At 69.1% G+C, this 22,765-nt stretch carries 15 protein-coding genes; 9 read left to right on the top strand and 6 right to left on the bottom strand.

What is annotated here, in order from left to right; all coding sequences use genetic code 11:
- Positions 1–4: 4 nt before the first annotated feature.
- The gene (locus R4I43_RS16970; protein ID WP_324266597.1) at positions 5–1,228 is read left to right on the top strand and encodes a PAS domain S-box protein; all 1,224 of its coding nucleotides are present in this window, start codon (positions 5–7) and stop codon (positions 1,226–1,228) included.
- A gap of 27 nt (positions 1,229–1,255) precedes the next feature.
- On the opposite strand, the gene R4I43_RS16965 is transcribed toward R4I43_RS16970, so the two are convergent.
- Positions 1,256–2,614, bottom strand: a complete 1,359-nt coding sequence (locus tag R4I43_RS16965; RefSeq protein WP_324266596.1) for a dihydrolipoyl dehydrogenase family protein — start codon at positions 2,612–2,614, stop codon at positions 1,256–1,258.
- Between the two features lie 57 nt (positions 2,615–2,671).
- A complete protein-coding gene (locus R4I43_RS16960; RefSeq protein WP_324266595.1) occupies positions 2,672–3,604 on the bottom strand; it encodes an alpha/beta hydrolase in 933 nt (310 codons plus the stop codon).
- Between the two features lie 355 nt (positions 3,605–3,959).
- Between R4I43_RS16960 and R4I43_RS16955 the strand changes: the two genes are divergently transcribed.
- Both R4I43_RS16955 and R4I43_RS16950 read left to right on the top strand, forming a co-directional pair.
- Positions 3,960–5,840: a 2-oxoacid:acceptor oxidoreductase subunit alpha gene (locus R4I43_RS16955; protein ID WP_324266594.1), complete on the top strand. Its 1,881-nt coding sequence runs from the start codon at positions 3,960–3,962 to the stop codon at positions 5,838–5,840.
- Positions 5,837–7,024, top strand: coding sequence for a 2-oxoacid:ferredoxin oxidoreductase subunit beta (locus R4I43_RS16950; protein ID WP_324266593.1), 1,188 nt, complete (start codon positions 5,837–5,839; stop codon positions 7,022–7,024). Before R4I43_RS16955 ends, R4I43_RS16950 begins: the two co-directional genes overlap by 4 nt.
- On the opposite strand, the gene R4I43_RS16945 is transcribed toward R4I43_RS16950, so the two are convergent.
- From R4I43_RS16945 to R4I43_RS16930, 4 genes are all read right to left on the bottom strand, one after another.
- A complete protein-coding gene (locus R4I43_RS16945; RefSeq protein ID WP_324266592.1) occupies positions 6,972–8,516 on the bottom strand; it encodes an acetolactate synthase large subunit in 1,545 nt (514 codons plus the stop codon). The genes R4I43_RS16950 and R4I43_RS16945 overlap by 53 nt on opposite strands.
- Before the next feature lie 72 nt (positions 8,517–8,588).
- Entirely contained in the window at positions 8,589–9,425 is an 837-nt protein-coding gene (locus R4I43_RS16940; RefSeq protein ID WP_324266591.1) for an alpha/beta fold hydrolase, read from the bottom strand.
- A 70-nt stretch (positions 9,426–9,495) separates the two neighbouring features.
- A complete protein-coding gene (locus R4I43_RS16935; protein ID WP_324266590.1) occupies positions 9,496–10,512 on the bottom strand; it encodes an aldose 1-epimerase family protein in 1,017 nt (338 codons plus the stop codon).
- Positions 10,513–10,520: 8 nt separating this feature from the next.
- A complete protein-coding gene (locus R4I43_RS16930; RefSeq protein ID WP_324266761.1) occupies positions 10,521–12,263 on the bottom strand; it encodes a glycoside hydrolase family 2 protein in 1,743 nt (580 codons plus the stop codon).
- A gap of 272 nt (positions 12,264–12,535) precedes the next feature.
- On the opposite strand from R4I43_RS16930, the gene R4I43_RS16925 reads away from it, so the two are divergent.
- From R4I43_RS16925 to R4I43_RS16900, 6 genes are all read left to right on the top strand, one after another.
- Positions 12,536–14,251: an AMP-binding protein gene (locus R4I43_RS16925; protein WP_407691266.1), complete on the top strand. Its 1,716-nt coding sequence runs from the start codon at positions 12,536–12,538 to the stop codon at positions 14,249–14,251.
- Between the two features lie 716 nt (positions 14,252–14,967).
- Complete coding sequence (locus R4I43_RS16920) at positions 14,968–16,668, top strand: glycine/sarcosine N-methyltransferase (protein ID WP_324266588.1); 1,701 nt, start codon at positions 14,968–14,970, stop codon at positions 16,666–16,668.
- A 74-nt stretch (positions 16,669–16,742) separates the two neighbouring features.
- Positions 16,743–17,945, top strand: a complete 1,203-nt coding sequence (metK, locus tag R4I43_RS16915) for a methionine adenosyltransferase (RefSeq protein ID WP_324266587.1) — start codon at positions 16,743–16,745, stop codon at positions 17,943–17,945.
- A gap of 87 nt (positions 17,946–18,032) precedes the next feature.
- Positions 18,033–19,007, top strand: coding sequence for a carbohydrate kinase family protein (locus R4I43_RS16910; RefSeq protein WP_324266586.1), 975 nt, complete (start codon positions 18,033–18,035; stop codon positions 19,005–19,007).
- Positions 19,008–19,025: 18 nt separating this feature from the next.
- The gene (gene metH, locus R4I43_RS16905) at positions 19,026–22,592 is read left to right on the top strand and encodes a methionine synthase (RefSeq protein WP_324266585.1); all 3,567 of its coding nucleotides are present in this window, start codon (positions 19,026–19,028) and stop codon (positions 22,590–22,592) included.
- A gap of 48 nt (positions 22,593–22,640) precedes the next feature.
- A partial coding sequence (locus R4I43_RS16900; RefSeq protein WP_324266760.1) for an adenosylhomocysteinase occupies positions 22,641–22,765 on the top strand: 125 nt, incomplete at its 3' end.

Here is a 22,765-nt window from a genome sequence, read left to right as displayed (position 1 = left end):
TCGTATGTCCACCCCGGAGCCGGACGGCGACGTCGCGCCCTGGCAGCCGCTCTTCGAGCAAGCGGCGGCGGCCATGGCGATTCTCGACTTGCAGGGCCGCTACCTGCACGTCAACGCGGCGTTTTGCCGAATGCTGGGGTACCGGCCGGAAGAGCTGATCGGTCGCGACTACCGCAGCGTGACGCACCCGGACGACATCGACGCCGAAGGCCCGGTGGAAGCCGACGAACCCCTGGAGAAGCGCTACATCCGCTCCGACGGCAGCGTGATCTGGGCACTGGTGTCGCGCTCGTTCATCCGCGACGACCAGGGCGAACCCGTCCGGTTCCTGTCCCAGAGCCAGGACATCACCCGCCGCCGCGAGGCGGAACTGCTGTGGCAGCGCAGCTTCGCCAACGCACCGATCGGCATGGCGCTGCTGGACCTCAAGGGGCACTGGACCGAGGTCAACGACACGCTCTGCGACATGCTCGGCTTCTCCCGCGAGGAGATGATCGGCATGCACTTCAGCGAGATCACCTACGAGGAGGACGACGACCAGGGACCCGCGATCCTGGACGACCTGGTCCACGGCGTGGTGGAGAGCGTCAGCATCGAGAAGCGCTACCGTCACAAGGACGGCCACCCGATCTGGATGCTGATCCGCGCCACCGCCGTGCCCGGCGCCGGCGGTGAACCGGCGTTCGTGGTCAGCCAGTACGACGACGTCGGCGAACGCCGGCTCGCCGACGCGCACCTGGCACAGCTGGCGCTGCACGACCCGCTCACCGGCCTGGCCAACCGCACCTTGCTGGCAGATCTGATGGACCTGGGGCTCAAGCGGATCGCCCGCGGCGACGGGATGCTGGCCGTCGTGCTCGCCGACCTCGACGAGCTCAAGCCGTTCAACGACCGCTACGGCCACCTGGTGGGCGACAAGGTGATCGTCGCCGCCGCCAACGCGCTGCAGGAGGCCGTGCGCGGGGGAGACGCGGTGGCCCGCATCGGCGGCGACGAGTTCGTCGTGGTGACCCTCGTCGAGGACGCGGCCGAGGCCGCCGCGTTGCGGGACCGCATCGAGCAGGGCCTCAACACCGAGGTGGACATCGGGGGACGGCGACTGCGGTTGCGCACCAGCGTCGGCCACGCCATCACCGCCGACCCGAAGATCACCCAGGAGCAGCTGCTGCACGTCGCGGACCAGGACATGTACGAGCGCAAGCGCCGCCGCGGAGCGGCCCGCGACTAGCAGCCGCCGAGGGACGCGGAGCCGCCCTCAGGCGGCCGCCAGCTCGTCGAGGGCGGGTTCGATCGCCCGGTGGAACGTGGGGTAGGCGAAGATCATCTCGCTGAGGCGGCTGATCGGCACCTCGCCGTGGACCGCGACGGCGAGCGCGCCGATGATCTCGCCGCCGGAGGGCCCGACGACCGTCGCGCCGACCAGCACGCCGCGCTCGGCGTCGGCCACCAGCTTCACCAAGCCGGCGTTGCCGACCTTGTGGATGAAACCCCTGGTCGAATCGGGCAGCCGGGAGATCGCGGTGCGCACCTGCTGGTGCTCGGCGACGGCCTGCGACTCGGTGAGCCCGACGGTGGCGACCTCCGGGTCGGTGAAGGTCACCGAGGGCATCGCGCGGTAGTCGGCCGGGGCGCTCGACTTGCCGAGGATGTCGGCGGCCGCGATCCGCGACTGGTACACCGAGGTGTGCGTGAACGCGCCATGGCCGGTCACGTCGCCGACCGCCCACACGCCGTCGGCCGCGCGCATCCGCTCGTCGACGGCGATGGTCCGGGCGGACTCGTCCAGGCCCACCGCCGCCACGCCCAGCGCACGCAGGTCGGTGCGCCTACCGGTGGCCACCAGCAGGCGCTCCGCGGTGAGCTCCTCGCCGTCGGTGGAGACGTGGAAGCGCCCGTCGTGCCGCACCCGCCGCACGGTGCTGCCGACCCGCACCCGCAGGCCCTCGGCCGCGAGCTGGTCGGTGATGACCTCGGCGGCTTCGGGCTCGGCCAGGGGCAGCAGCTGCGGCTTCGCCTCCACGGCCGTGACCTCGCAGCCGAAGCGGGCGAAGACCTGCGCGAACTCCAGGCCGACCGGGCCGCCGCCCAGCACGATGAGCGACGCCGGAACTTCCTCGACCGACACGGCCTCGCGGTTGGTCCAGAACGGGGTGCCGGCCAGGCCGTCGATCGGCGGGACCGCCGGTTCGGTGCCCGGGTTGAGCACGATGGCGCGCCGGGCGCGCAGCACCTGCTCGCCCGCGGTCACCTCGCCGGGCGCGGTGATGCGACCGACGCCGCGCACCAGCCGACCCCCGGTGCTCTCGAAGCGGCGGACGGCGATCTCGTCGTTCCACCCGGTCGTGGCCTCGTCGCGGATGCGCGCGGCCACCGGCGACCAGTCCGGGTGCACCGCCGACGAACCAGCGAGCTCCGGCACCCGGCGGGCCTCGGCGAGCGCGTCGGCCGCGCGGACCATGATCTTGGTCGGCACGCAGGCGTAGTACGGGCACTCGCCGCCGACCAGGCGCGATTCGACCCCGATCACCGACAAGCCGGCCCGCCCGAGCCGCGCGGCCACGTCCTCACCGCCCGGTCCCATGCCGACCACCACGACGTCGACCTCGTCGACCACCTGGTCCACCCCCGTCTCACGCGTCGTCCCCAGCGCACCACCGGATGCGCGAGCTCGCTAGCCGAGGGCCGCGCGCAGCACCGCGTAGAGCTCGCGCATGGCTTCGGCGGCCACCGGGATCCGCTCGGCGTCCGGGGCGAAGCCGTGGAACAGGCCGGGGCAGTGCTGGGTCGAGGTCGGAACTCCCGCTTCCTTGAGCCGTGCGGCGTAGCGCTGCCCCTCGCAGCGCAGCGGGTCCATGCCCGCGGTGAGCACGTGCGCGGGCGGCAGGCCGGTCAGGTCGTCGGCGCGCAGCGGGGAGGCGTGCGGGTGGTCGCGGACCTCCAGGTCCGGCGCGTACTCGTCCCAGAACCACATCATGTGCTGCTTGGTCAGCAGGCAATCCGGCCCGCTGTCCACATAGGACTGGGTGGTGAAGTCGTGGTCGGTGACCGGGTAGAGCAGCATTTGGAAGGCCAGATCAGGAGTTCCGCGCTCCTGGCACTGCAGCGCGGTGACCGCCGCCAGGTTGCCGCCTGCGCTGTCGCCGGCCACGGCCAGCCGCGAGGCGTCACCGCCGAGCTCATCGGCGTGGGCCGCCGCCCACACCGTGGCGGAGTAGGCGTCCTCGACGGCGGCGGGGTAGCGGTGCTCGGGGGCGAGCCGGTAGTCCACCGAGATCACGATCGACCGGGTGGCGTTGGCCATCGACCGCGCCAGCCCGTCGTGGGAGTCCAGGTCGCCGATGACCCAGCCGCCGCCGTGGAAGTGCACGATCAGCGGCAGTCCCGCGTCGCTGCTCGGCCAGTAGATCCGCACCGGGACCTCGACGCCGTAGGAGCCCGGGATCAGCCGCTCGTCGACGCGCTCGACCTCCGGCGCCGGGCGCTGTCGGGCGCGTGCCGCTGAGAGTCTGCGGGCGGTCGCCGCATCGGTCACCTCACCGCCGAGGTCGGGAGCCAGTTCCCGGATCTGTGCGACGAACGGCTCGGCTTCCGGATGCAGCGGCATGGTGTTCCTCCACGGTCGGGCTCGACCGGACTTCTGGTCCGGCCTGAGATGTAATCCGACCCGGACCCGGGTGGGCATCGGCCAGTTGAGCGATCGTGTTCCCGCATCATGAGAAGGGCCCAAGGTGTGGCAGATCACAGTTTTCCCGGTCAACGATCCGTAGCGCCCGTTCATCCGCCGGTTGCACCATCGATACAGGTCCTCCTGCCTGCGCGGGAATCTGGAACTGGATCGTTTCGCGCGGGGGCTTGCACACGGTGATCGACAAGATCGACTGCGTGATCGCGACCACGCCACTACCTGTATCGTTCGCCACAGGACGAACGTTGCCTGCAATTGAAGGGGAACGGATCAATTGGGCGCGACGAACGGACACCGGACGAACGGGACCCGGAAGCTCAACCGGGTCGTGATTCGCTTCGCCGGTGACTCCGGTGACGGCATGCAGCTGACCGGCGACCGGTTCACCTCGGAGGCCGCGGCCTTCGGGAACGACCTGGCCACGCTGCCGAACTTTCCGGCTGAGATCCGGGCCCCCGCAGGCACCCTCCCGGGTGTGTCGAGCTTCCAGCTCCACTTCGCCGACTACGACATCCTCACCCCCGGCGACCGGCCGGACGTGCTGGTGGCGATGAACCCGGCGGCCCTGAAGGCCAACCTCGGCGATCTTCCGCATGGTGGGATCCTGATCGTCAACACCGACGAGTTCACCAAGCGCAACCTCACCAAGGTCGGCTACGACGCCGACCCGCTGGAGGGCGAGGTCCTCGACGACCTCTACGCGGTGCACCGGGTGCAGATGGGGACGCTGACCCAGGGCGCGCTGGCCGAGACCGGCTTGGGCAAGAAGGACGCCGAGCGGTGCAAGAACATGTTCGCGCTCGGTCTGCTGTCGTGGATGTACCACCGGCCGACCGAGGGCACCGAGCGGTTCTTGCGGGAGAAGTTCGCCAAGAAGCCCGACATCGCCGAGGCCAACGTGCTGGCCTTCCGCGCCGGCTGGAACTACGGCGAGACCACCGAGTCCTTCGCGGTGACCTACGAGGTCTCCCCGGCCAAGCTGCCCGAGGGCACCTACCGGCAGATCACCGGCAACACCGCGCTGGCCTACGGGATCGTGGCCGCCGGTCAGCGCAGCGGGCTGCCGGTGTTCCTGGGCACCTACCCGATCACCCCGGCCTCGGACGTGCTGCACGAGCTGGCCAAGCACAAGAACTTCGGCGTGACCACCTTCCAGGCGGAGGACGAGATCGCCGGTGTCGGGGCCGCGCTGGGCGCCTCCTTCGGCGGTTCGCTGGGTGTGACGACCACGTCGGGCCCGGGTCTGGCGCTGAAGTCGGAGACCATCGGTCTCGCGGTGGCGCTGGAGCTGCCGCTGCTGGTGTGCGACATCCAGCGCGGTGGGCCCTCGACCGGTCTGCCGACCAAGACCGAGCAGGCCGACCTGCTGCAGGCCCTCTACGGGCGCAACGGCGAATCGCCGGTGCCGGTGCTGGCGCCGTGCTCGCCGGCGGACTGCTTCGAGATCGCGCTGGACGCGGCGCGCATCGCCCTGGAGTACCGGACGCCGGTGCTGCTGCTCTCGGACGGGGCGATCGCCAACGGCTCCGAGCCGTGGCTGATCCCGGACGTCGCGTCGTTGCCGGACCTGAGCGTGGAGTTCGCGACCGAGCCCAACGCGCCGGACGGTTCCGGCGAGTTCTGGCCGTACGTGCGCGACGAGCAGACCCTGGCCCGCGAGTGGGCGGTGCCGGGCACGCCGGGTCTGGAGCACCGGGTCGGCGGGCTGGAGAAGGCCGACGGCAAGGGCAGCATCTCCTACGACCCGGACAACCACGACCACATGGTCCGGTTGCGGCAGCGCAAGATCGATGGCGTGACCGTTCCCGACCTCACCGTCGACGACCCGTCGGGCGAGGCGCGGGTGCTGGTGCTGGGCTGGGGTTCCTCCTACGGGCCGATCGGCGCGGCGTGCCGCCGGGTGCGGGCGCAGGGCCTGCAGGTCGCGAGTGCGCACCTGCGCTACCTCAACCCGATGCCCGCCAACCTCGGCGAGGTGCTGCGCGGCTACGACGAGGTGATCGTGCCGGAGATGAACCTCGGCCAGCTGGCGATGCTGCTGCGCGCCCGCTACCTCGTCGACGTGCAGTCCTACACCAAGGTCGCCGGCCTGCCCTTCCAGGCCGAAGAACTGCAGAACGTGCTCACCGATGTCTTGCAGGGGGTGTCCGCGTGACCGCCACCGAGCTGGGAATGCCGTCGCTCGGCGGGCTGGCCGGGGTGCCGGCCGCTGATGCGCCGCAGAAGGCCAAGGACTTCAAGTCCGACCAGGAAGTGCGCTGGTGCCCGGGGTGCGGCGACTACGTCGTGCTCAACGCGGTCCAGTCGTTCCTGCCGTCGCTGGGGCTCAAGCGCGAGAACATCGTGTTCGTCTCGGGCATCGGGTGCTCGTCCCGGTTCCCGTACTACATGAACACCTACGGGATGCACTCCATCCACGGGCGCGCCCCGGCCATCGCCACGGGTCTGGCCACCTCGCGGCCGGACCTGTCGGTGTGGGTGGTCACCGGTGACGGCGACGCGCTGTCGATCGGCGGCAACCACCTGATCCACGCGCTGCGCCGCAACGTCAACCTGAAGATCCTGCTGTTCAACAACCGGATCTACGGGCTGACCAAGGGCCAGTACTCGCCGACCAGCGAGGTCGGCAAGGTCACCAAGTCCACCCCGGCCGGCTCGCTGGACCACCCGTTCAACCCGGTGTCGCTGGCGCTGGGCGCGGAGGCCTCGTTCGTGGCGCGGGTGATCGACTCCGATCGCGCGAGCGTCACCGACACCCTCAAGGCCGCCGCCGAGCACCGGGGCAGCGCGCTGGTGGAGATCTACCAGAACTGCCCGATCTTCAACGACGGCGCCTTCGACGTCCTCAAGGACAACGAGGAGAAGCAGCGCCGGATCGTCTCGCTCACCCACGGCGAGCCGATCGTGTTCGGGCCGGAGGACGAGCAGTACGGCGTGGTGCAGGGGCACGAGGGGCTGCGCGTCGCGAAGCTGTCCGAAGTGGACTCCGCCGACGTCGTGGTGCACGACGCCGAGCGGGAGGACCCGTCGCTGGCCTTCGCCCTGTCCCGCCTCGGCGGTCAGGACCTCAGCCCGGCGATCACCGGGATCTTCCGCAGCACCACGCGTCCCACCTACGACGACCTGGCCCGCGAGCAGGTCGCCCAGGCAGCATCGGCGAAGCCCGCCGACCTGCAGAAGCTCCTGCGGGCCCCCCACCCCGGCCCCTTCGGCCCGGGCGGGGATCGCTCGTACCCCCCCTGCCCCGCCTTCGAGCGGGGCAGGGCTCTTCCGCACCAGACGACGGTCAGAGGACGGCTTCGACGAGGCGGGGCCCCGGCTGCTGGTGGGCCCGGGTGAGCGCATCGATGAGGTCTTCGCCCGTGGTGACGCGCACCGCCTCCACGCCGAAGCCCCGGGCGACCGCCAGCCAGTCGAGGGCGGGATCGCCCAGGCTGGTCATGGACGCCGCGGCGGCGCCGGGATCGTCGATACCCGCGCGCTGCAGTTCCTGGTCGAGGATGCGGTACCGGGAGTTCGAGCAGATCACCGTGGTGACGTTCAGGGACTCGCGGGCCTGGGTCCACAGCGCCTGGACGGTGTAGGCGGCGCTGCCGTCGGCCTGCAGGTTGATCACCGCGCGGTCCGGGCACGCGATCGCGGCACCCGTGGCCACCGGCATGCCCATGCCGATCGCACCGCCGGTCTGCGACAGCTCGCAGTGCGCGGGCGCGGCGTCGGCGATCGCCGGGTAGGACGCCGAGGACGACACGCCCTCGTTGACGATGATCGCGTTCTCCGGCTGGGTGAGCACGATCGCCGCGGAGATCGCGTCCGCGTCCAGCGGTCCCGAGGGCGCGGTGACCGCCGGGCGCACGGCCTTCGGGAGTTCCTCGGCCGCACTGCCCGTGGCCTCGGCGAGCGCGGCGAGGGCGTTGAGCGCGTCGGCGTCGGTACCGGCCAGCTCGTGCACCCGCAGCCCGTCGGGCAGCGGGTGGCTGGGCTGGCCCTTGTAGCCGAAGAAGGACACCGGGGTGCGGGCACCGATGAGGATCAGGTCCGAGAAGCCCTCGAACGCTTCGGTCACGGCCTCCGGGAAGTACGGCAGCATCCGCACCGGCGGGATGCCGGGACCGCGCTCCACGCGGGCGCTGCCGCGTTCGGCGAGCACCGCAGCGCCCGCCTTGGTCGCGATCCGGACCGCCGTGCGGATCCCCGCGGCGTCCTCCACCGCCTGCCCGCCCAGCAGCAGCACCGGGCGCCGCCCGGCCGAGAGCACCTTGGCGATCTCGGCGATCCGCTGCTCGTCGACCTGCGGGCGCTCGGGTGCGCTGGGCGCGGTCGCGGGCATGCCGCCCTGGCTCCACATGTGGTCGGCGGCGGCGATCAGCGTCGCCGGCAGCCGGTTCCGCAGCGCCGCGAGGTAGGCCTCGGCGAACTCGCCGGAGGCCGCCGCGGCCGAGGTGGTGCGCCCCACCCAGCCCGACACCGGGTTCGCCAGCGACTCGATGTCGCTGCTCAGCGGCGCGTCGGCGGATTGGTGCCAGGACGCGTGCTCGCCGACGATGTTGACGATCGGGGTGCGGGCGCGGCGCGCGTTGTGCAGGTTCGCGATGCCGTTGGCGAACCCGGGCCCCAGGTGCAGCAGGGTGAGCGCGGGTGTGCCCGTCATCCGGCCGTAGCCGTCGGCGGCGCCGGTCACCACGCCCTCGGACAGGCCCAGCACCGCCCGCACCCCGGGGACCTGGTCGAACGCTTCGACCAGCGGGATCTCGGTGGTGCCGGGGTTGGCGAAGCAGATGTCGACACCGGCGGCAGCGGCGGTGGCCAGCAGACCTTCGGAACCCTTCACGAGCACTCCTACGGCGACTCGGAAATCCGGACCGATGTCATGCTCACCGCCCGGACCGCCACCGGCAAGACATCACTCGGCGTGCGCGAGCAGGTGCTGCAGCAGCAGGCGCGTCAGCGAATCGGGCGCTTCCTCCGGGATCCAGTGCGAGACCTCCTGCAGCATCTCGAACCGGTACGGGCCGGTGACGTGCTGCTCGGTGGCCAGCGCGGCGGTGGAGCCCACGGCGACGTCCTCGGTGCTCCACACGAACAGGGTGGGCACGGTGACCGGACCGATCTCCTCGTTGAACCGCGATGCCCGGTACCAGTTGAGCGCGCCGGTCAGCGCGCCCGGTTCGGTCAGCCGCTGCACGTAGTCGTCGACGTGGTGCTCGGGCACGCCCGGGTAGTAGATCCGGCGCAGCTTGGCGGCGTTGTCGGCCAGCAGCGTCTTCTCGGCGGTGGAGGAGCGCAGCGCCTGCATGTAGGCCGAGCGCTGCTGCTGGTCCTCGTCCTCGCGCACGGCCTTGGTGAAGGCGTCCAGGTGCGGGATCGACACCGCGGTCAGTGTGCGGATCCGGTCGGGGTGCTCGGCTGCGACCGACCACGCCACCGCCGCGCCCCAGTCGTGGCCGACCAGGTCGAAGCGCTCCCACCCGAAGTGGTCGGCGATGGCCAGCACGTCGCCGACCAGCTCCTGCATCCGGTAGTCGGCGACCTGCTCCGGGCGGACGCCGGGGGAGTAGCCGCGCTGGTCCGGCGCGACGGCGAAGCACTCGGCGCCGCCGAGCACTCCCAGCTGCTCGCTCCACTCCACTGCGGCTTCGGGAAATCCGTGCAGCAGCAGCACCGGGCGCCCGTCCTCGGGGCCCGCGGTCAACGCGTCGAACTTGCCTGCCGGCGTGGGGATCTGGATGTATTCGGCCACGCGCCCCACCCTAACGGTCATCGAGGGGTGGGAGTTCCCGCTGGAACTCCCACCCCCGAACGGCGGCCGATCACTCGGCGAGGCGGTAGCCCCAGCTGCCGGTGTGGGTCTGGCCCGGTTGCAGGACGATCAGCCCGTCACCGGAGACGAAGGCGTTGGGCGCCAACGTCATCGGCTCCACGGTCAGCCCCGCCCGGCCCGGGCGGTCGGTGCTGGGGTCGTCGTCGGTGTAGACCTGCAGGTAGCGGTGGGTTTCGTCGACCCACAGCTGCACGTCGACGTCCGGCCGCCGGAAGCGCACCACCGCTTCGCCGCCCGCGTGGTGCAGGCCGGTGAAGGCGGTGTCCATCGCGGTGTCCGCGATGGGCCGGGCGGTGCGGAAGTCGTAGTCGGTGCCGGCCACCTGCGCGGTCCCGGTAGGAATGAGCCGGTCGTTGACCACGTAGTAGGTGTCGGCCGGGATCTCCAGCACGATGTCGTCGATCCGGGTGCCCGGGGCCGCCGCCAGGTAGGTGTGGTTGGCGGTGCCGAACGGCGCCGGGCCGCGCCCGACGTTGGTCGCCGACAGGGTGCTGGAGAAACCGCGGTCGTCGACCCGGTACTCGATGCGGAACGCCAGCTGGAACGGGTAGCCGTAGTCCGGCGGCAGCACGTGCTCCAGCACCACCGAATCGGCGCGGTGGTGCACCGGCGACCACTCCACGAAGTTCATCAGCCCGTGCAGCGCGGCGTCGCGCTCCGGCTCGTTGATCGCGACCTGCAGCTCCTCGCCCTCGAAGGTGTAGGCGCCGTGGTCGATCCGGTTGGCCCACGGCAGGATCGTCTTGCCCTGGTAGCCCTCCCCGACGTCGTCGGGGTCGTGCGTCAGCAGCATCTCCTGGCCGTCGACCGTCCAGGACAGCATCGAGGCGGCCACACCGCCGACCACCGCGCGATGCCGTCCCGCGCCGATCTCGTAGAGGCGCCCGCTCGCGGTCGGGGGAGCACCAGGTGCGGCCTGCGCGGCACCGGGCAGGGCCGCCAGCGCACCGGCCGTCCCAGCGGCCCCGAGCAGCGCACCACGTCTGGTGATCTTCGTCGATCTCATCGGACTCCTCATCGGCTTCCCGCTTCGATGGCGGCGGTGTTGTGGTCGCGCACCGAGGCCACGTCCGGTTTCATGACCTGCCGGTCGTAGGTGAGGAAGCCGTTGACCTCGTTCTCCACATCGGTGGTCTGGGTGTAGATCGCCGCCGACAGGCCGTTGGCCCCGATGACGCGCGCCAGCTCGTCGCTGACCTCGCCGTAGCGCTGGGTCAGCTGCTCCCTGCTCTCGGTCATCTCGTACGCGCTGGGCTCACCCGGCCACAGGTGCCCTTCCTCGGCCAGCCCCAGCCCGCCGTACTCGCCGTCGACGATCGCCCGGCCGTCCTTGACCGTCGGCGCACCCGGACCCACGTAGGTGTGGTCGTCGTAGATGTCACCGGCGCCGCTGTCGGGCAGCGAGTAGCAGCAGTTCACCCCGCTGGAGGCGTTGATCAGCCGCGTCGGGTCGGTGCGCCGGGTCAGGTCGCTGATCTCGGCGGTGTCGAACTCGCCCCAGCCCTCGTTGAACGGCACCCACGCCACGATCGAGGTGGAACTGCGCAGCTGGTCGATGATGTCGACCCACTCGGCGCGGTAGTGCGCCTTCATCTCCTCCGACGGCGGCGGGCTGTCCTCCGGCGGGATGTTCAGGTCGATCGGCAGCGACGGCATGTCCTGCCAGACCATCAGCCCCAGCCGGTCCGCCCAGTAGTACCAGCGCGCCGGCTCGACCTTGACGTGCTTGCGGACCATGTTGAAGCCCAGCTCCTTGGTCTTGTCCAGGTCGAAGCGCAGCGCCTCGTCGGTCGGCGCGGTGTAGATGCCGTCCGGCCAGTAGCCCTGGTCCAGCGGACCGTGCTGGAAGACGATCTTGCCGTTGAGCGCCATCCGCGGTCGGCCCTGCTCGTCGTTGACCAGCCCCGTCGTGCGCAGACCGGTGTAGCTGCCGACCTCGTCGAGCACGGCGCCGTCAGCGCCGCGCAGGCGCACCGTCAGGTCGTAGAGGTACGGGTCGTCGGGGGTCCACAGGTGCGGTTGCGGCACGTCCACGCGCACCGGTTCGCCTGCGGGGCCGGTGGTCTTGGTGACCTCGTTGCCCTCGGCGTCGCGCACCGCGACCTCGACCTGCTCGCCGTTGTCGGCGGAGGTCTTGGCGGTGATCCCGAACCCGGTCAGGTCGGGGTTGATGTCCAGCCCGGTGACGTGCGCCGGAGCGACCGGTTCGAGCCACACGGTCTGCCAGATGCCGGAGGCACCGGTGTAGAGGATGCCGCCGGGATCGTTGCGCTGCTTGCCCACCGGGTAGGGCTGGGTCTCGTTCCCGTCCGAGACCGCGACGGTGAGCTGCTGCGGCGCACCGGGTCTCACGGCATCGGTGATGTCGGCGGAGAAGGCGGTGTAGCCGCCCTCGTGCACCGCCACCTGCTTGCCGTTGACCGAGACCTCGGCGCGCTGGTCGACGGCCCCGAAGTGCAGGATCAGCCGCTGCCCCGACCAGTCGGCGGGCACCTCGAAGGTGCGTTCGTAGGTCATCTGGTCGTCGTGGCGCTGCACGCCCGACAGCGCCGATTCGGGCGGGTAGGGCACCAGGATCTGCTCGGTGGCGTTCTGCCCGCCGGTGTAGTCCCACAGGCCGTTGAGGTTGAGCCAGCGTTCGCGGGTCAGCTGGGGTCTCGGGTACTCGGGCAGGGCGTTGTCCGGGCCGACCTGGTCGGTCCACGGCGTGCTCAGAGGTGGTTCCTTCGGCTGCCAATCTGGTTGGGCGGTGGCCATCGTTGCGGGTGCTCCGGAGAAGGTGAGCAGGAGTGCGGTGGCAATCGTCGTGACAGGTCGGAACACGGTGTCCTCCTTGACGCCGGAAATTCCGAAAGAAAATCACCAGTAATCAACAACAATGACCACAACCGCACGAGGAGTCAACAGCAGCGAGCCAGGACCGGCAGATCGGAGCAACGAGTGCACCCCGTTGGGCTGGCAGACCCCTCCGCGCACATGGTCCACTTCTTCCCCCGGCAGTGCAGCGCAGGAGTGAGGAGACCGGAGTGATCGGCGAAGCGACGGCGAGATCGGCCGGTGCGGAATTCCTGGCCGCGCGCGACTACCTGTTGCGGTGTCGCGAGGACTACGACGCGGCGCGGCAGGGCTTCAGCTGGCCCCGCTTCGAGGAGTTCAACTGGGCGCTGGAGTGGTTCGACACCATCGCCGAGCGCCGCCCGGACGAGCTGGCGCTGTGGATCGTCGAGGCCGGCGGCGGTGAGCAGAAGATCACCTTCGCCGAGATGGCCCGCCGCTCGAACCAGGTCGCCAACTGGCTGCGCGGGCTCGGCGTCGCGCGCGGCGACCGGTTGATCCTGATGCTGGGCAACCAGGTCGAGCTGTGGGAGACGATCCTGGCGGCGATGAAGCTCGGCGCGGTGATCATCCCCGCGACCCCGCTGCTGGGTCCGGCCGACCTGCGCGACCGGGTCGACCGCGGCCAGGCCCGCCACGTGGTGACCACATCGGACGACGCGGCGAAATTCGCCGACGTGCCGGGCGATTACACCCGGATCGCCGTCGGGTCCGAGGTGGAGGGATGGCACTCCTACGCCGAAAGCGCGGGAGCGGAAGGAAATTTCACCGCCGACGGCCCGACCGGGGCCGACGACCCGATGTTGCTGTACTTCACCTCAGGCACCACGGCGAAGCCGAAACTCGTTCAGCACACGCACGTCTCGTACCCGGTGGGCCACTTGTCCACGATGTACTGGATCGGGCTGGAACCCGGTGACGTTCACCTCAACATCTCCTCGCCGGGGTGGGCCAAGCACGCCTGGAGCAACTTCTTCGCCCCGTGGAACGCCGAGGCGACGGTGTTCATCTACAACTACTCGCGCTTCGACCCGGCGGGTCTGCTGGAGCAGATGCAGCGCTGCGGGATCACCAGCTTCTGCGCACCGCCGACGGTGTGGCGGATGCTCATCCAGGCCGACCTGGGGTCGTTGCGCACGCCACCGGCGAAGGTCGTCGGGGCGGGCGAACCGCTCAACCCGGAGATCATCGAGCAGGTGCGTCGTGCCTGGTCGGTGACCATCCGCGACGGCTTCGGCCAGACCGAGACCAGCGTCCAGGTGGCCAACACCCCGGGGCAGGAGGTGCGGACGGGCTCGATGGGCCGCCCGCTGCCCGGCTTCGAGGTGGTGCTGCTGGACCCGGCGACCGGCGAGGAGGCCGACGAGGGCGAGATCTGCCTGGCGCTGCAGCCGCGCCCGGTCGGGCTGATGACCGGCTACGCCGACGACACCGAGCGCACCGACGAGGTCACCCGGGGCGGTCACTACCACACCGGTGACGTCGGATCCCGGGACGCCGACGGCTACATCACCTACGTCGGGCGCACCGACGACGTGTTCAAGGCCTCCGACTACCGGATCTCACCGTTCGAGCTGGAGAGCGTCCTGCTGGAGCACGAGGCGGTCGCCGAGGCGGCCGTGGTGCCCGCGCCGGATCCGGTCCGGCTGGCGGTGCCCAAGGCCTACGTGGTCCTGGCAGCCGGTCATGAGCCCGACGAGCGCACCGCCGAGTCGATCCTGCGCTTCGCCCGGGAGAACCTCGCGCCCTACAAGCGGGTCCGCCGGCTGGAGTTCTTCGACTTGCCCAAGACCATCTCCGGCAAGATCCGGCGGGTCGAGCTGCGGGGCCGGGAGGGCGATCTCTACGAGTCGGGGGAGCGCGTGCGGGACGAGTACCGCGACGAGGACTTCCCCGGGCTCAGGAGCTGACTGAGGGCGCGTGCGCCGCCGTCCGGGCCGGGTGTGCGATCCGGTCCGGACGGGTACCCGGGTTCATGCGGGCGCTGGATCGGTCCGGCGTCCCCGGGGCGGATGCACCGATTGACTGACACTCGAGAAAAAGTTATGGCGCTCCGGGGGTGAACGCCGTAACATCCGTGCTCCGCTCTTCGATGCAAGTACCGCGAGGGGCAAAAAGTCAACCGCCGCATCGGCTATTCATAGAAATCTTGTCGATCGGAACTCTTGATATGGCGCGAACATTGTGCTATATCAGGCGCGCGTTAGTGTACATCTTCCGGGATTTTGTTGCACTCACGTGATCGTTATCAGCTCCAAAATCATCTGGAATATTCCCTGGTGGTAGCGCATTTTTTCACCCAGGGTGACAATGGGAATCACGCAATCATCGCATTGCGGTGATTACCGTCACACGTTTGTACGCTTGCTTCGTGATCTCCTTCGCCTAGGTTGGTTAAGCGACGCACGGAAATGCGTCGCGCCGGTTGGCAAAGGTGCCGGCCGAGTGTGATCGGCGTTGGTGCTGCGGCCTTGAGCGTTTTCTCGGCTGCCCGCGCCGGTCGGAGGTGTTGCCTTTTTTCGCAGTGGCGACCCGCACGGCCGCGAGACACATGCTCGGGGCACGGATTTGCGCATGCCTGAAGTTCGTGGGTGGCGCATGACCAACGTGAGTGGTGGGAGTGAAAATGGCCAAGAGCGTGGACGACCTGACTTCTGACGAGGCTGGTTCGCCTGACACGGCCGATCTGGTGGCCCGTGAAGAGCAGGTGTTCGGCGAGAATCCGTTGGAGGTGCGCGAGTCGGACCACTACACCCACGAGTACGTCGGTGGATTCGTGGAGAAGTGGGACGATCTGATCGACTGGAAGAAGCGCTACGAGAGCGAGGGCAGCTTCTTCATCGACCAGCTCAAGGCTCGCGGTGTCAGGTCCGTCCTGGATGTGGCCACCGGTACCGGGTTCCACTCGGTGCGGCTGCTCGAGGAGGGCTTCGAGACGGTCTCCGCGGACGGCAGTCCGCAGATGCTGGCCAAGGCATTCCAGAACGGGCTCGAGTACGGCGGGCACATTCTGCGCGTCGTGCACGCCGACTGGCGCTGGCTGAATCGTGACGTCCACGGCGAATACGACGCGATCATTTGTCTCGGGAACTCGTTCACGCACCTGTTCTCCGAGCGCGACCGCCGCAAGACGCTCGCCGAGTTCTACGCCATGCTGAAGCACGACGGCGTTCTGATCATCGACCAGCGGAATTACGATTCCATTCTGGATGACGGATTCAGCTCCAAACACACGTATTACTACGCGGGTGAGGACGTTTCCGCGGAGCCGGATTACGTGGATGAAGGTCTGGCGAGGTTCAAGTACACCTTCCCGGACAAATCTGAATTCTTCTTGAACATGTACCCGTTGCGCAAGAACTACATGCGGCGGCTGATGCGCGAGGTCGGATTCCAGCGCATCGACACCTACGGCGACTTCCAGGAGACCTACCAGGAAGGCGAGCCGGACTTCTACATCCACGTCGCGGAGAAGAAGTACGTCGAGGAAGACGATCTTGCCGACGTCTACTCCACCGCGGTGCACACCGCCCGCGACTACTACAACTCCGAAGACGCGGACAATTTCTACTACCACGTCTGGGGCGGCAACGACATCCACGTCGGCCTCTACAGCTCCGAGACCGAGAACATCGACACCGCCTCCCGCCGCACCGTCGAGCGGATGGCTTCCAAGGTCGAGATCACCCCGGAGACCCGCATCCTCGACATCGGCGCGGGTTACGGCGGCGCGGCCCGCTACCTGGCCAAGACCTACGGCTGCAAGGTCTCCTGCCTGAACCTCTCCGAGGTGGAGAACGCCCGCAACGTCGAGTTCAACCGGGCCGAGGGCCTCGACGAGCTCATCGAGGTCAAGGACGGCTCCTTCGAGGACATCCCGTTCCAGGACAACGCCTTCGACATCGTCTGGTCGCAGGACGCGATCCTGCACAGCGGCGACCGCCCGCGCGTCCTGGAAGAGGTCACCCGCGTCCTCAAGCCCAAGGGATCCTTCCTGTTCACCGACCCGATGGCGGCCGACACCGCCAAGAACTCCGACCTCGGTCCGATCCTGGATCGGCTGAGCCTGGACACGATGGGTTCGCCCGGCTTCTACCGCCGTGAGCTCGCCCGTCTGGGTCTGCAGAACTTCGAGTTCGAGGACCTGACCGAGTACCTGGCCATCCACTACGGCCGGGTCCTGCAGGAACTGGAAGCCCGAGAGGGTGATCTTGCCGACAAGATCAGTGACGCCTACCGCACCAAGATGAAGACCGGCCTTAAGAACTGGGTGTCGGGGGGCAAGGCGGGGAACCTCGCGTGGGGCATCATTCACGCCCGAGTCTGAGGTCCCCCGGGAAGAGAACCTGACTACCGTACGCAAGGATCAAAGCTGCAAAGCTTGTGAGGTGAGGAGCAGTCGTGAGTGAGATCAACCGCCGGTTGTTCACCAGTGAGTCGGTGACCGAGGGCCACCCGGACAAGATGTGCGACGCGATCAGCGACTCGATCCTGGACGCGATGCTGGCCCAGGACCCGGCTTCGCGCGTCGCCGTGGAGACCCTGGTCACCACCGGCCAGGTGCACGTCGCCGGCGAGGTCACCACGAAGGCCTACGTCGACATCCCGACCCTGGTCCGGGACAAGGTCCTCGAGATCGGCTACGACTCGTCGGTGAAGGGCTTCGACGGCGCCTCCTGCGGCGTCAACGTCGCCATCGGTCAGCAGTCCCCGGACATCGCCCAGGGCGTCGACGAGGCGCACGAGAAGCGCGTCGAGGGCAGCGACGACGAGATCGCCAAGCAGGGCGCCGGCGACCAGGGCCTGATGTTCGGCTACGCCTGCAACGACACCGACGAGCTGGCGCCGCTGCCGATCACTCTGGCGCACCGCATGTCGCGCCGCCTGACCAACGTGCGCAAGGACGGCACGCTGCCGTACCTGCGCGCCGACGGCAAGACCCAGGTCACCATCGAGTACGCCGGTGACCAGGCCGTCCGCCTCGACACCGTCGTGCTGTCGACCCAGCACGCCGAGGAGATCGACCTCGAGGGCCAGCTGGTCGGCGACATCCAGAAGCACGTCATCGCTCCGGAGCTGGAGCGGGCCGGTCTGGACGCGAGCGACGCCCGCGTCCTGATCAACCCGACCGGTCGCTTCGTCGTCGGTGGCCCGATGGGTGACGCCGGTCTGACCGGCCGGAAGATCATCGTCGACACCTACGGCGGCATGGCCCGCCACGGTGGTGGCGCGTTCTCCGGCAAGGACCCGTCGAAGGTGGACCGCTCCGCGGCCTACGCCATGCGCTGGGTGGCCAAGAACGCGGTCGCCGCGGGCCTGGCCGGCCGCATCGAGGTCCAGGTCGCCTACGCGATCGGCAAGGCCGCCCCGGTCGGCCTGTTCGTCGAGACCTTCGGCACCGAGAACGTCGACCCGGTCAAGATCCAGGCGGCCATCAACGAGGTCTTCGACCTGCGCCCCGGCGCCATCGTCCGTGACCTCGACCTCCTTCGGCCCATCTACGCCCCGACCGCGGCTTACGGTCACTTCGGGCGCAGCGACGTCGACCTGCCGTGGGAGAAGACCGACCGCGCCGAGGCCCTCAAGGCCGCTGCCGGTCTGTAAGCCACTACCGACGAAGCTGTCGCAGGCTGCGGGGCGCCGCCCACATGGCAGCGTCCCGCAGCCTGCCCTGGTGAAGGAGTTATTTAAGTGCGGATTGCGGTGACCGGTTCGATCGCCACCGACCACCTGATGTCCTACCCCGGTAGGTTCACCGACCAGCTCGTGGCCGACCGGCTGGAGCAGGTCTCGCTGTCGTTCCTGGTGGACGAGCTGGAGGTGCGTCGCGGCGGCATCGCCGGCAACATCACCTTCGGCCTCGGAAAGCTGGGTGTGACCTCGACGCTGGTGGGCGCGGTCGGCCAGGACTTCAACGACTATCGCGCGTGGCTGGAGCGGCACGGCGTGGACACCGAGTCCGTGCACGTCTCGGAGACCAAGCACACCGCGCGCTTCCTGTGCACCACCGACACCGATCTGAACCAGATCGCCTCGTTCTACGCCGGTGCGATGGCCGAGGCCCGCGAGATCGAGCTCAAGCCCGTCGCCGACCGGCTCGGTGGTCTCGACATCGTCGTCATCTCGGCCAACGACCCCGACGCGATGGTGCGCCACACCCAGGAGTGCCGGGACCGCGGCTACCACTTCCTCGCCGACCCGGGCCAGCAGCTGGCCCGCATGGAAGGCGACGACATCCGTAAACTCGTGGACGGCGCGCAGTACCTGTTCACCAACGAGTACGAGCACGGCCTGCTGCTGCAGAGCACCGGCTGGTCCGAGGACGAGGTCCTCGGCCGTGTCGGCAAGTGGGTCACCTCGCTCGGCCCGAAGGGCGTCCAGGTCAAGGCCAAGGGCGAACCGACGCTGCTGGTCGAGCCCCCGAAGGAGAAGCAGAAGGGCGACCCGACCGGTGTCGGCGACGCGCTCCGCGCGGGCTTCCTCGCCGGGCTCAAGGGCGGTCTGAGCCTGGAGCGGTCGCTGCAGCTGGGCTGCACGCTGGCGACCGTCTCGCTGGAGACCGACGGTCCGCAGGAGTACGACGTCGAGCGGGACTCGTTCCTGGCCCGCATCGCCGAGGCCTACGGCGACGAGGCAGCCGCCGAGGTCGGGCCGAAGCTGCGCTGACGAACGGGGAGTAGCGGCATGTCAGACCGGCACAACGATCCCAGCGGGTTCCTGGCCGCCATCGACGAGCGCGTTCTCGTCGCCGATGGCGGCATGGGCACCGCGTTGCAGGCCTACGACCTCAGTCTGGACGACTTCTCCAACCTGGAGGGCTGCAACGAGATCCTCAACGTGACCCGGCCCGACGTGGTGTCCTCGATCTACCGGGGTTACCTGGACGCGGGCTCGGACGCGATCGAGACCAACACCTTCGGCGCCAACTGGGCCAACCTGGCCGAGTACGACATCCCGGAGCGCATCCGGGAGCTCGCCGAGGTCGGGTCGCGGCTGGCCCGCGAGGCCGCCGACGAGTACTCCACGCCGGACCGCAAGCGGTTCGTGCTGGGCTCGATGGGACCGGGTACCAAGCTGCCCACCCTGGGCCACGCGCCCTACGCCAAGCTGCGCGACGCCTACTACGAGCAGGCCCTGGGCATGCTCGACGGGGGCATCGACGTCTTCCTGGTGGAGACCTCGCAGGACCTGCTGCAGACCAAGGCCTCCATCGTGGCCGCCAAGCGCGCGATGGCCCAGACCGGCCAGAAGCTGCCGATCATCGCCCAGGTCACCGTGGAGACCACCGGCACGATGCTGGTCGGTTCCGAGATCGGCGCGGCGCTGACCGCGCTGGAACCGCTCGGCATCGACCTGATCGGCATGAACTGCGCGACGGGTCCTGCCGAGATGAGCGAGCACCTGCGGGTGCTGGCGCAGAACTCGAGCATCCCGCTGTCGGTGATGCCCAACGCCGGTCTGCCGGAGCTGGGCCCCAACGGCGCGGTGTACCCGCTGCAGCCCGACGAGCTGGCCGAAGCGCTGGCCGGCTTCGTGCGCGACTACGGCGCGCGGCTGGTCGGCGGTTGCTGCGGCACGACCACCGACCACGTCCGCGCGGTGGCCGAGGCCGTGGGCGGTACCGCTCCGACGGTGCGCACGCCGGAGATCATCCCGTCGGTGTCCTCGGTGTACCAGAGCGTCCCGTTCGACCAGGACGCCTCGATCCTCAACGTCGGTGAGCGCACCAACGCCAACGGCTCGAAGGCGTTCCGCGAGGCGATGCTCGAGGAGCGCTACGAGGACTGCGTCGAGATCGCCAAGGCCCAGACCCGCGAGGGCGCGCACATGCTCGACCTGTGCGTGGACTACGTGGGCCGCGACGGCACGCACGACATGCGGGAGCTGGCCTCGCGGCTGGCCACCGCGTCGACGCTGCCGATCATGGTCGACTCCACCGAGCCCGACGTGATCGAGGCCGGCCTGGAGCACCTGGGCGGGCGCTGCGCGGTCAACTCGGTCAACTACGAGGACGGCACCGAACCGGGCGGCCGGTTCCAGCGGGTCATGGAGATGGTCCGCGAGCACGGTGCCACCGTCGTGGTCACCTGCATCGACGAAGAGGGTCAGGCGCGCACCAAGGACTGGAAGCTGCGCGTCGCCGAGCGGATGATCGAGGACCTGACCACCAACTGGGGTCTGGACGAGTCCGCGATCATCATCGACTGCCTGGTCTTCCCGATCACCACCGGTCAGGAAGAGGTCCGCAAGGACGGCATCGAGACGATCGAGGCCATCAAGGAGCTCAAGAAGCGGCACCCGGCCGTGCAGACCACCTTGGGTCTGTCGAACGTGTCCTTCGGTCTGAACCCGGCCGCGCGCCAGGTGCTCAACTCGGTGTTCCTCAACGAGTGCCGCGAGGCCGGGCTGGACTCGGCGATCGTGAACTCCTCGAAGATCCTGCCGATGAACAAGATCGACGAGGAGCCGCGCAAGGTCGCCCTGGACCTGGTCTACGACCGGCGCGAAGGGGACTACGACCCGCTGCAGAAGCTCATGGAGCTCTTCGAGGGCCAGACCGCGAAGTCCTCCAGCGCCTCGCGCGCCGAGGAGCTGGCCAAGCTCCCGCTGTTCGAGCGCCTGCAGAAGCGGATCATCGACGGCGAGCGCAACGGCCTCGAGGACGACCTCGAAGCGGGCATGCAGGAGAAGGCCCCGCTGCAGATCATCAACGAGGACCTGCTCGGCGGCATGAAGGTCGTCGGTGACCTCTTCGGCTCCGGCCAGATGCAGCTGCCGTTCGTGCTGCAGTCGGCCGAGGTCATGAAGGCGGCGGTGGCCTACCTCGAACCGCACATGGAGAAGGACGACTCCGGCGGCAAGGGCAAGCTGCTGCTGGCCACGGTCAAGGGCGATGTCCACGACATCGGCAAGAACCTGGTCGACATCATCGTCTCCAACAACGGCTACGACGTGGTCAACATCGGCATCAAGCAGCCGATCAACGCCATCATCGAGGCCGCCGAGGAGCACAAGGTCGACGCGATCGGCATGTCCGGCCTGCTGGTGAAGTCCACCGTGATCATGAAGGACAACCTGCAGGAGATGAACTCCCGCGGGATCGCCGAGAAGTACCCGGTGATGCTCGGTGGCGCGGCGCTGACCCGGTCCTTCGTGGAGCAGGACCTCGACGAGGTCTACGAGGGCGACGTCCGCTACGCCAAGGACGCCTTCGAGGGCTTGCACCTGATGGACCGCCTGATGGCCATCAAGCGCGGCGACTCCCCGGAGGAGGACGCCGCGGAGGAGGCCAAGAAGGCCGAGCGCAAGGAACGCCGCGCGCGTTCCCAGCGCATCGCCGAGAAGCGCAAGGCCGAGGCCGGTGACGAGCCGGGCTACGACGACACGACGCGGTCCGACGTGGCCGCCGACGTCGAGGTCCCGACCCCGCCGTTCTGGGGTTCGAAGGTGGTCAAGGGAGTCGCGGTCAACGACTACCTGCAGCTGCTGGACGAGCGCGCCACGTTCTTCGGCCAGTGGGGCCTGCGCGGCGCCAAGAAGGGCGAAGGAGCGACCTACGAGGAACTCGTGGAGTCCGAGGGCCGGCCGCGGCTGCGCCACTGGATCGACGAGCTGTCCACGCAGGGCATCCTGCAGCACGCGGCGGTGGTCTACGGCTACTTCCCGTGCGTCACCGAGGGCAACCACCTCGTGGTGCTGGACAAGGAGGAGCCCGACGCCCAGGAGCGGCACCGGTTCTTCTTCCCCCGGCAGAAGCGCGACCGCCGCCTGTGCCTGGCCGACTTCTTCCGCACCCGGGAGCAGGCCGAGCAGACCGGGCAGGTCGACGTGCTGCCGATCCAGCTGGTGACGATGGGCCAGCCCATCGCCGACTTCGCCAACGAGCTGTTCGCCAAGAACGCCTACCGGGACTACCTGGAGGTGCACGGCATGGGCGTGCAGCTCACCGAGGCGCTGGCCGAGTACTGGCACCGCCGCGTGCGGCGCGAGCTGGCCTGGGCCAACGGCGGCAACGTGGCGCAGGAGGACCCCTCCGACGTGCGCGAGTTCTTCAAGCTCGGCTACCGGGGCGCCCGCTACTCCTTCGGGTACGGCGCGTGCCCGGACATCGAGGACCGGGCCAAGCTGGTCGACCTGCTGGAGGCCGAGCGCATCGGCGTCGTGCTCTCCGAGGAGTTCCAGCTGCACCCCGAGCAGTCCACCGACGCGATCATCGCGCACCACCCCGAAGCCAAGTACTTCAACACCTGATTCCGCTGGTCCATCAGCTGCCAATCAGAAAGAAACAGAAAGGAAGTCATGAGCGTCAAGTTGCAGAAGGTCAACGGTCTTGAGTTCGCCGTGAAGGACTTGGGTCTGGCTGAGGCGGGTCGGCACCAGATCCGGTTGGCCGAGCACGAGATGCCGGGTCTGATGGCCACGCG

The organism is Saccharopolyspora mangrovi (assembly GCF_035320975.1).
Taxonomy (GTDB): domain Bacteria; phylum Actinomycetota; class Actinomycetes; order Mycobacteriales; family Pseudonocardiaceae; genus Saccharopolyspora; species Saccharopolyspora mangrovi.
This window is presented reverse-complemented; position numbering and strand designations above follow the sequence as displayed.

Coding starts and splice junctions, on each gene's coding strand:
- R4I43_RS16930 (WP_324266761.1), bottom strand. CDS start 12,263: ATGGCCACCGCCCAACCAGATTGGCAGCCGAAGGAACCACCTCTGAGC.
- R4I43_RS16920 (WP_324266588.1), top strand. CDS start 14,968: ATGGCCAAGAGCGTGGACGACCTGACTTCTGACGAGGCTGGTTCGCCT.
- R4I43_RS16960 (WP_324266595.1), bottom strand. CDS start 3,604: ATGCCGCTGCATCCGGAAGCCGAGCCGTTCGTCGCACAGATCCGGGAA.
- R4I43_RS16935 (WP_324266590.1), bottom strand. CDS start 10,512: ATGAGATCGACGAAGATCACCAGACGTGGTGCGCTGCTCGGGGCCGCT.
- R4I43_RS16970 (WP_324266597.1), top strand. CDS start 5: ATGTCCACCCCGGAGCCGGACGGCGACGTCGCGCCCTGGCAGCCGCTC.
- metH (WP_324266585.1), top strand. CDS start 19,026: ATGTCAGACCGGCACAACGATCCCAGCGGGTTCCTGGCCGCCATCGAC.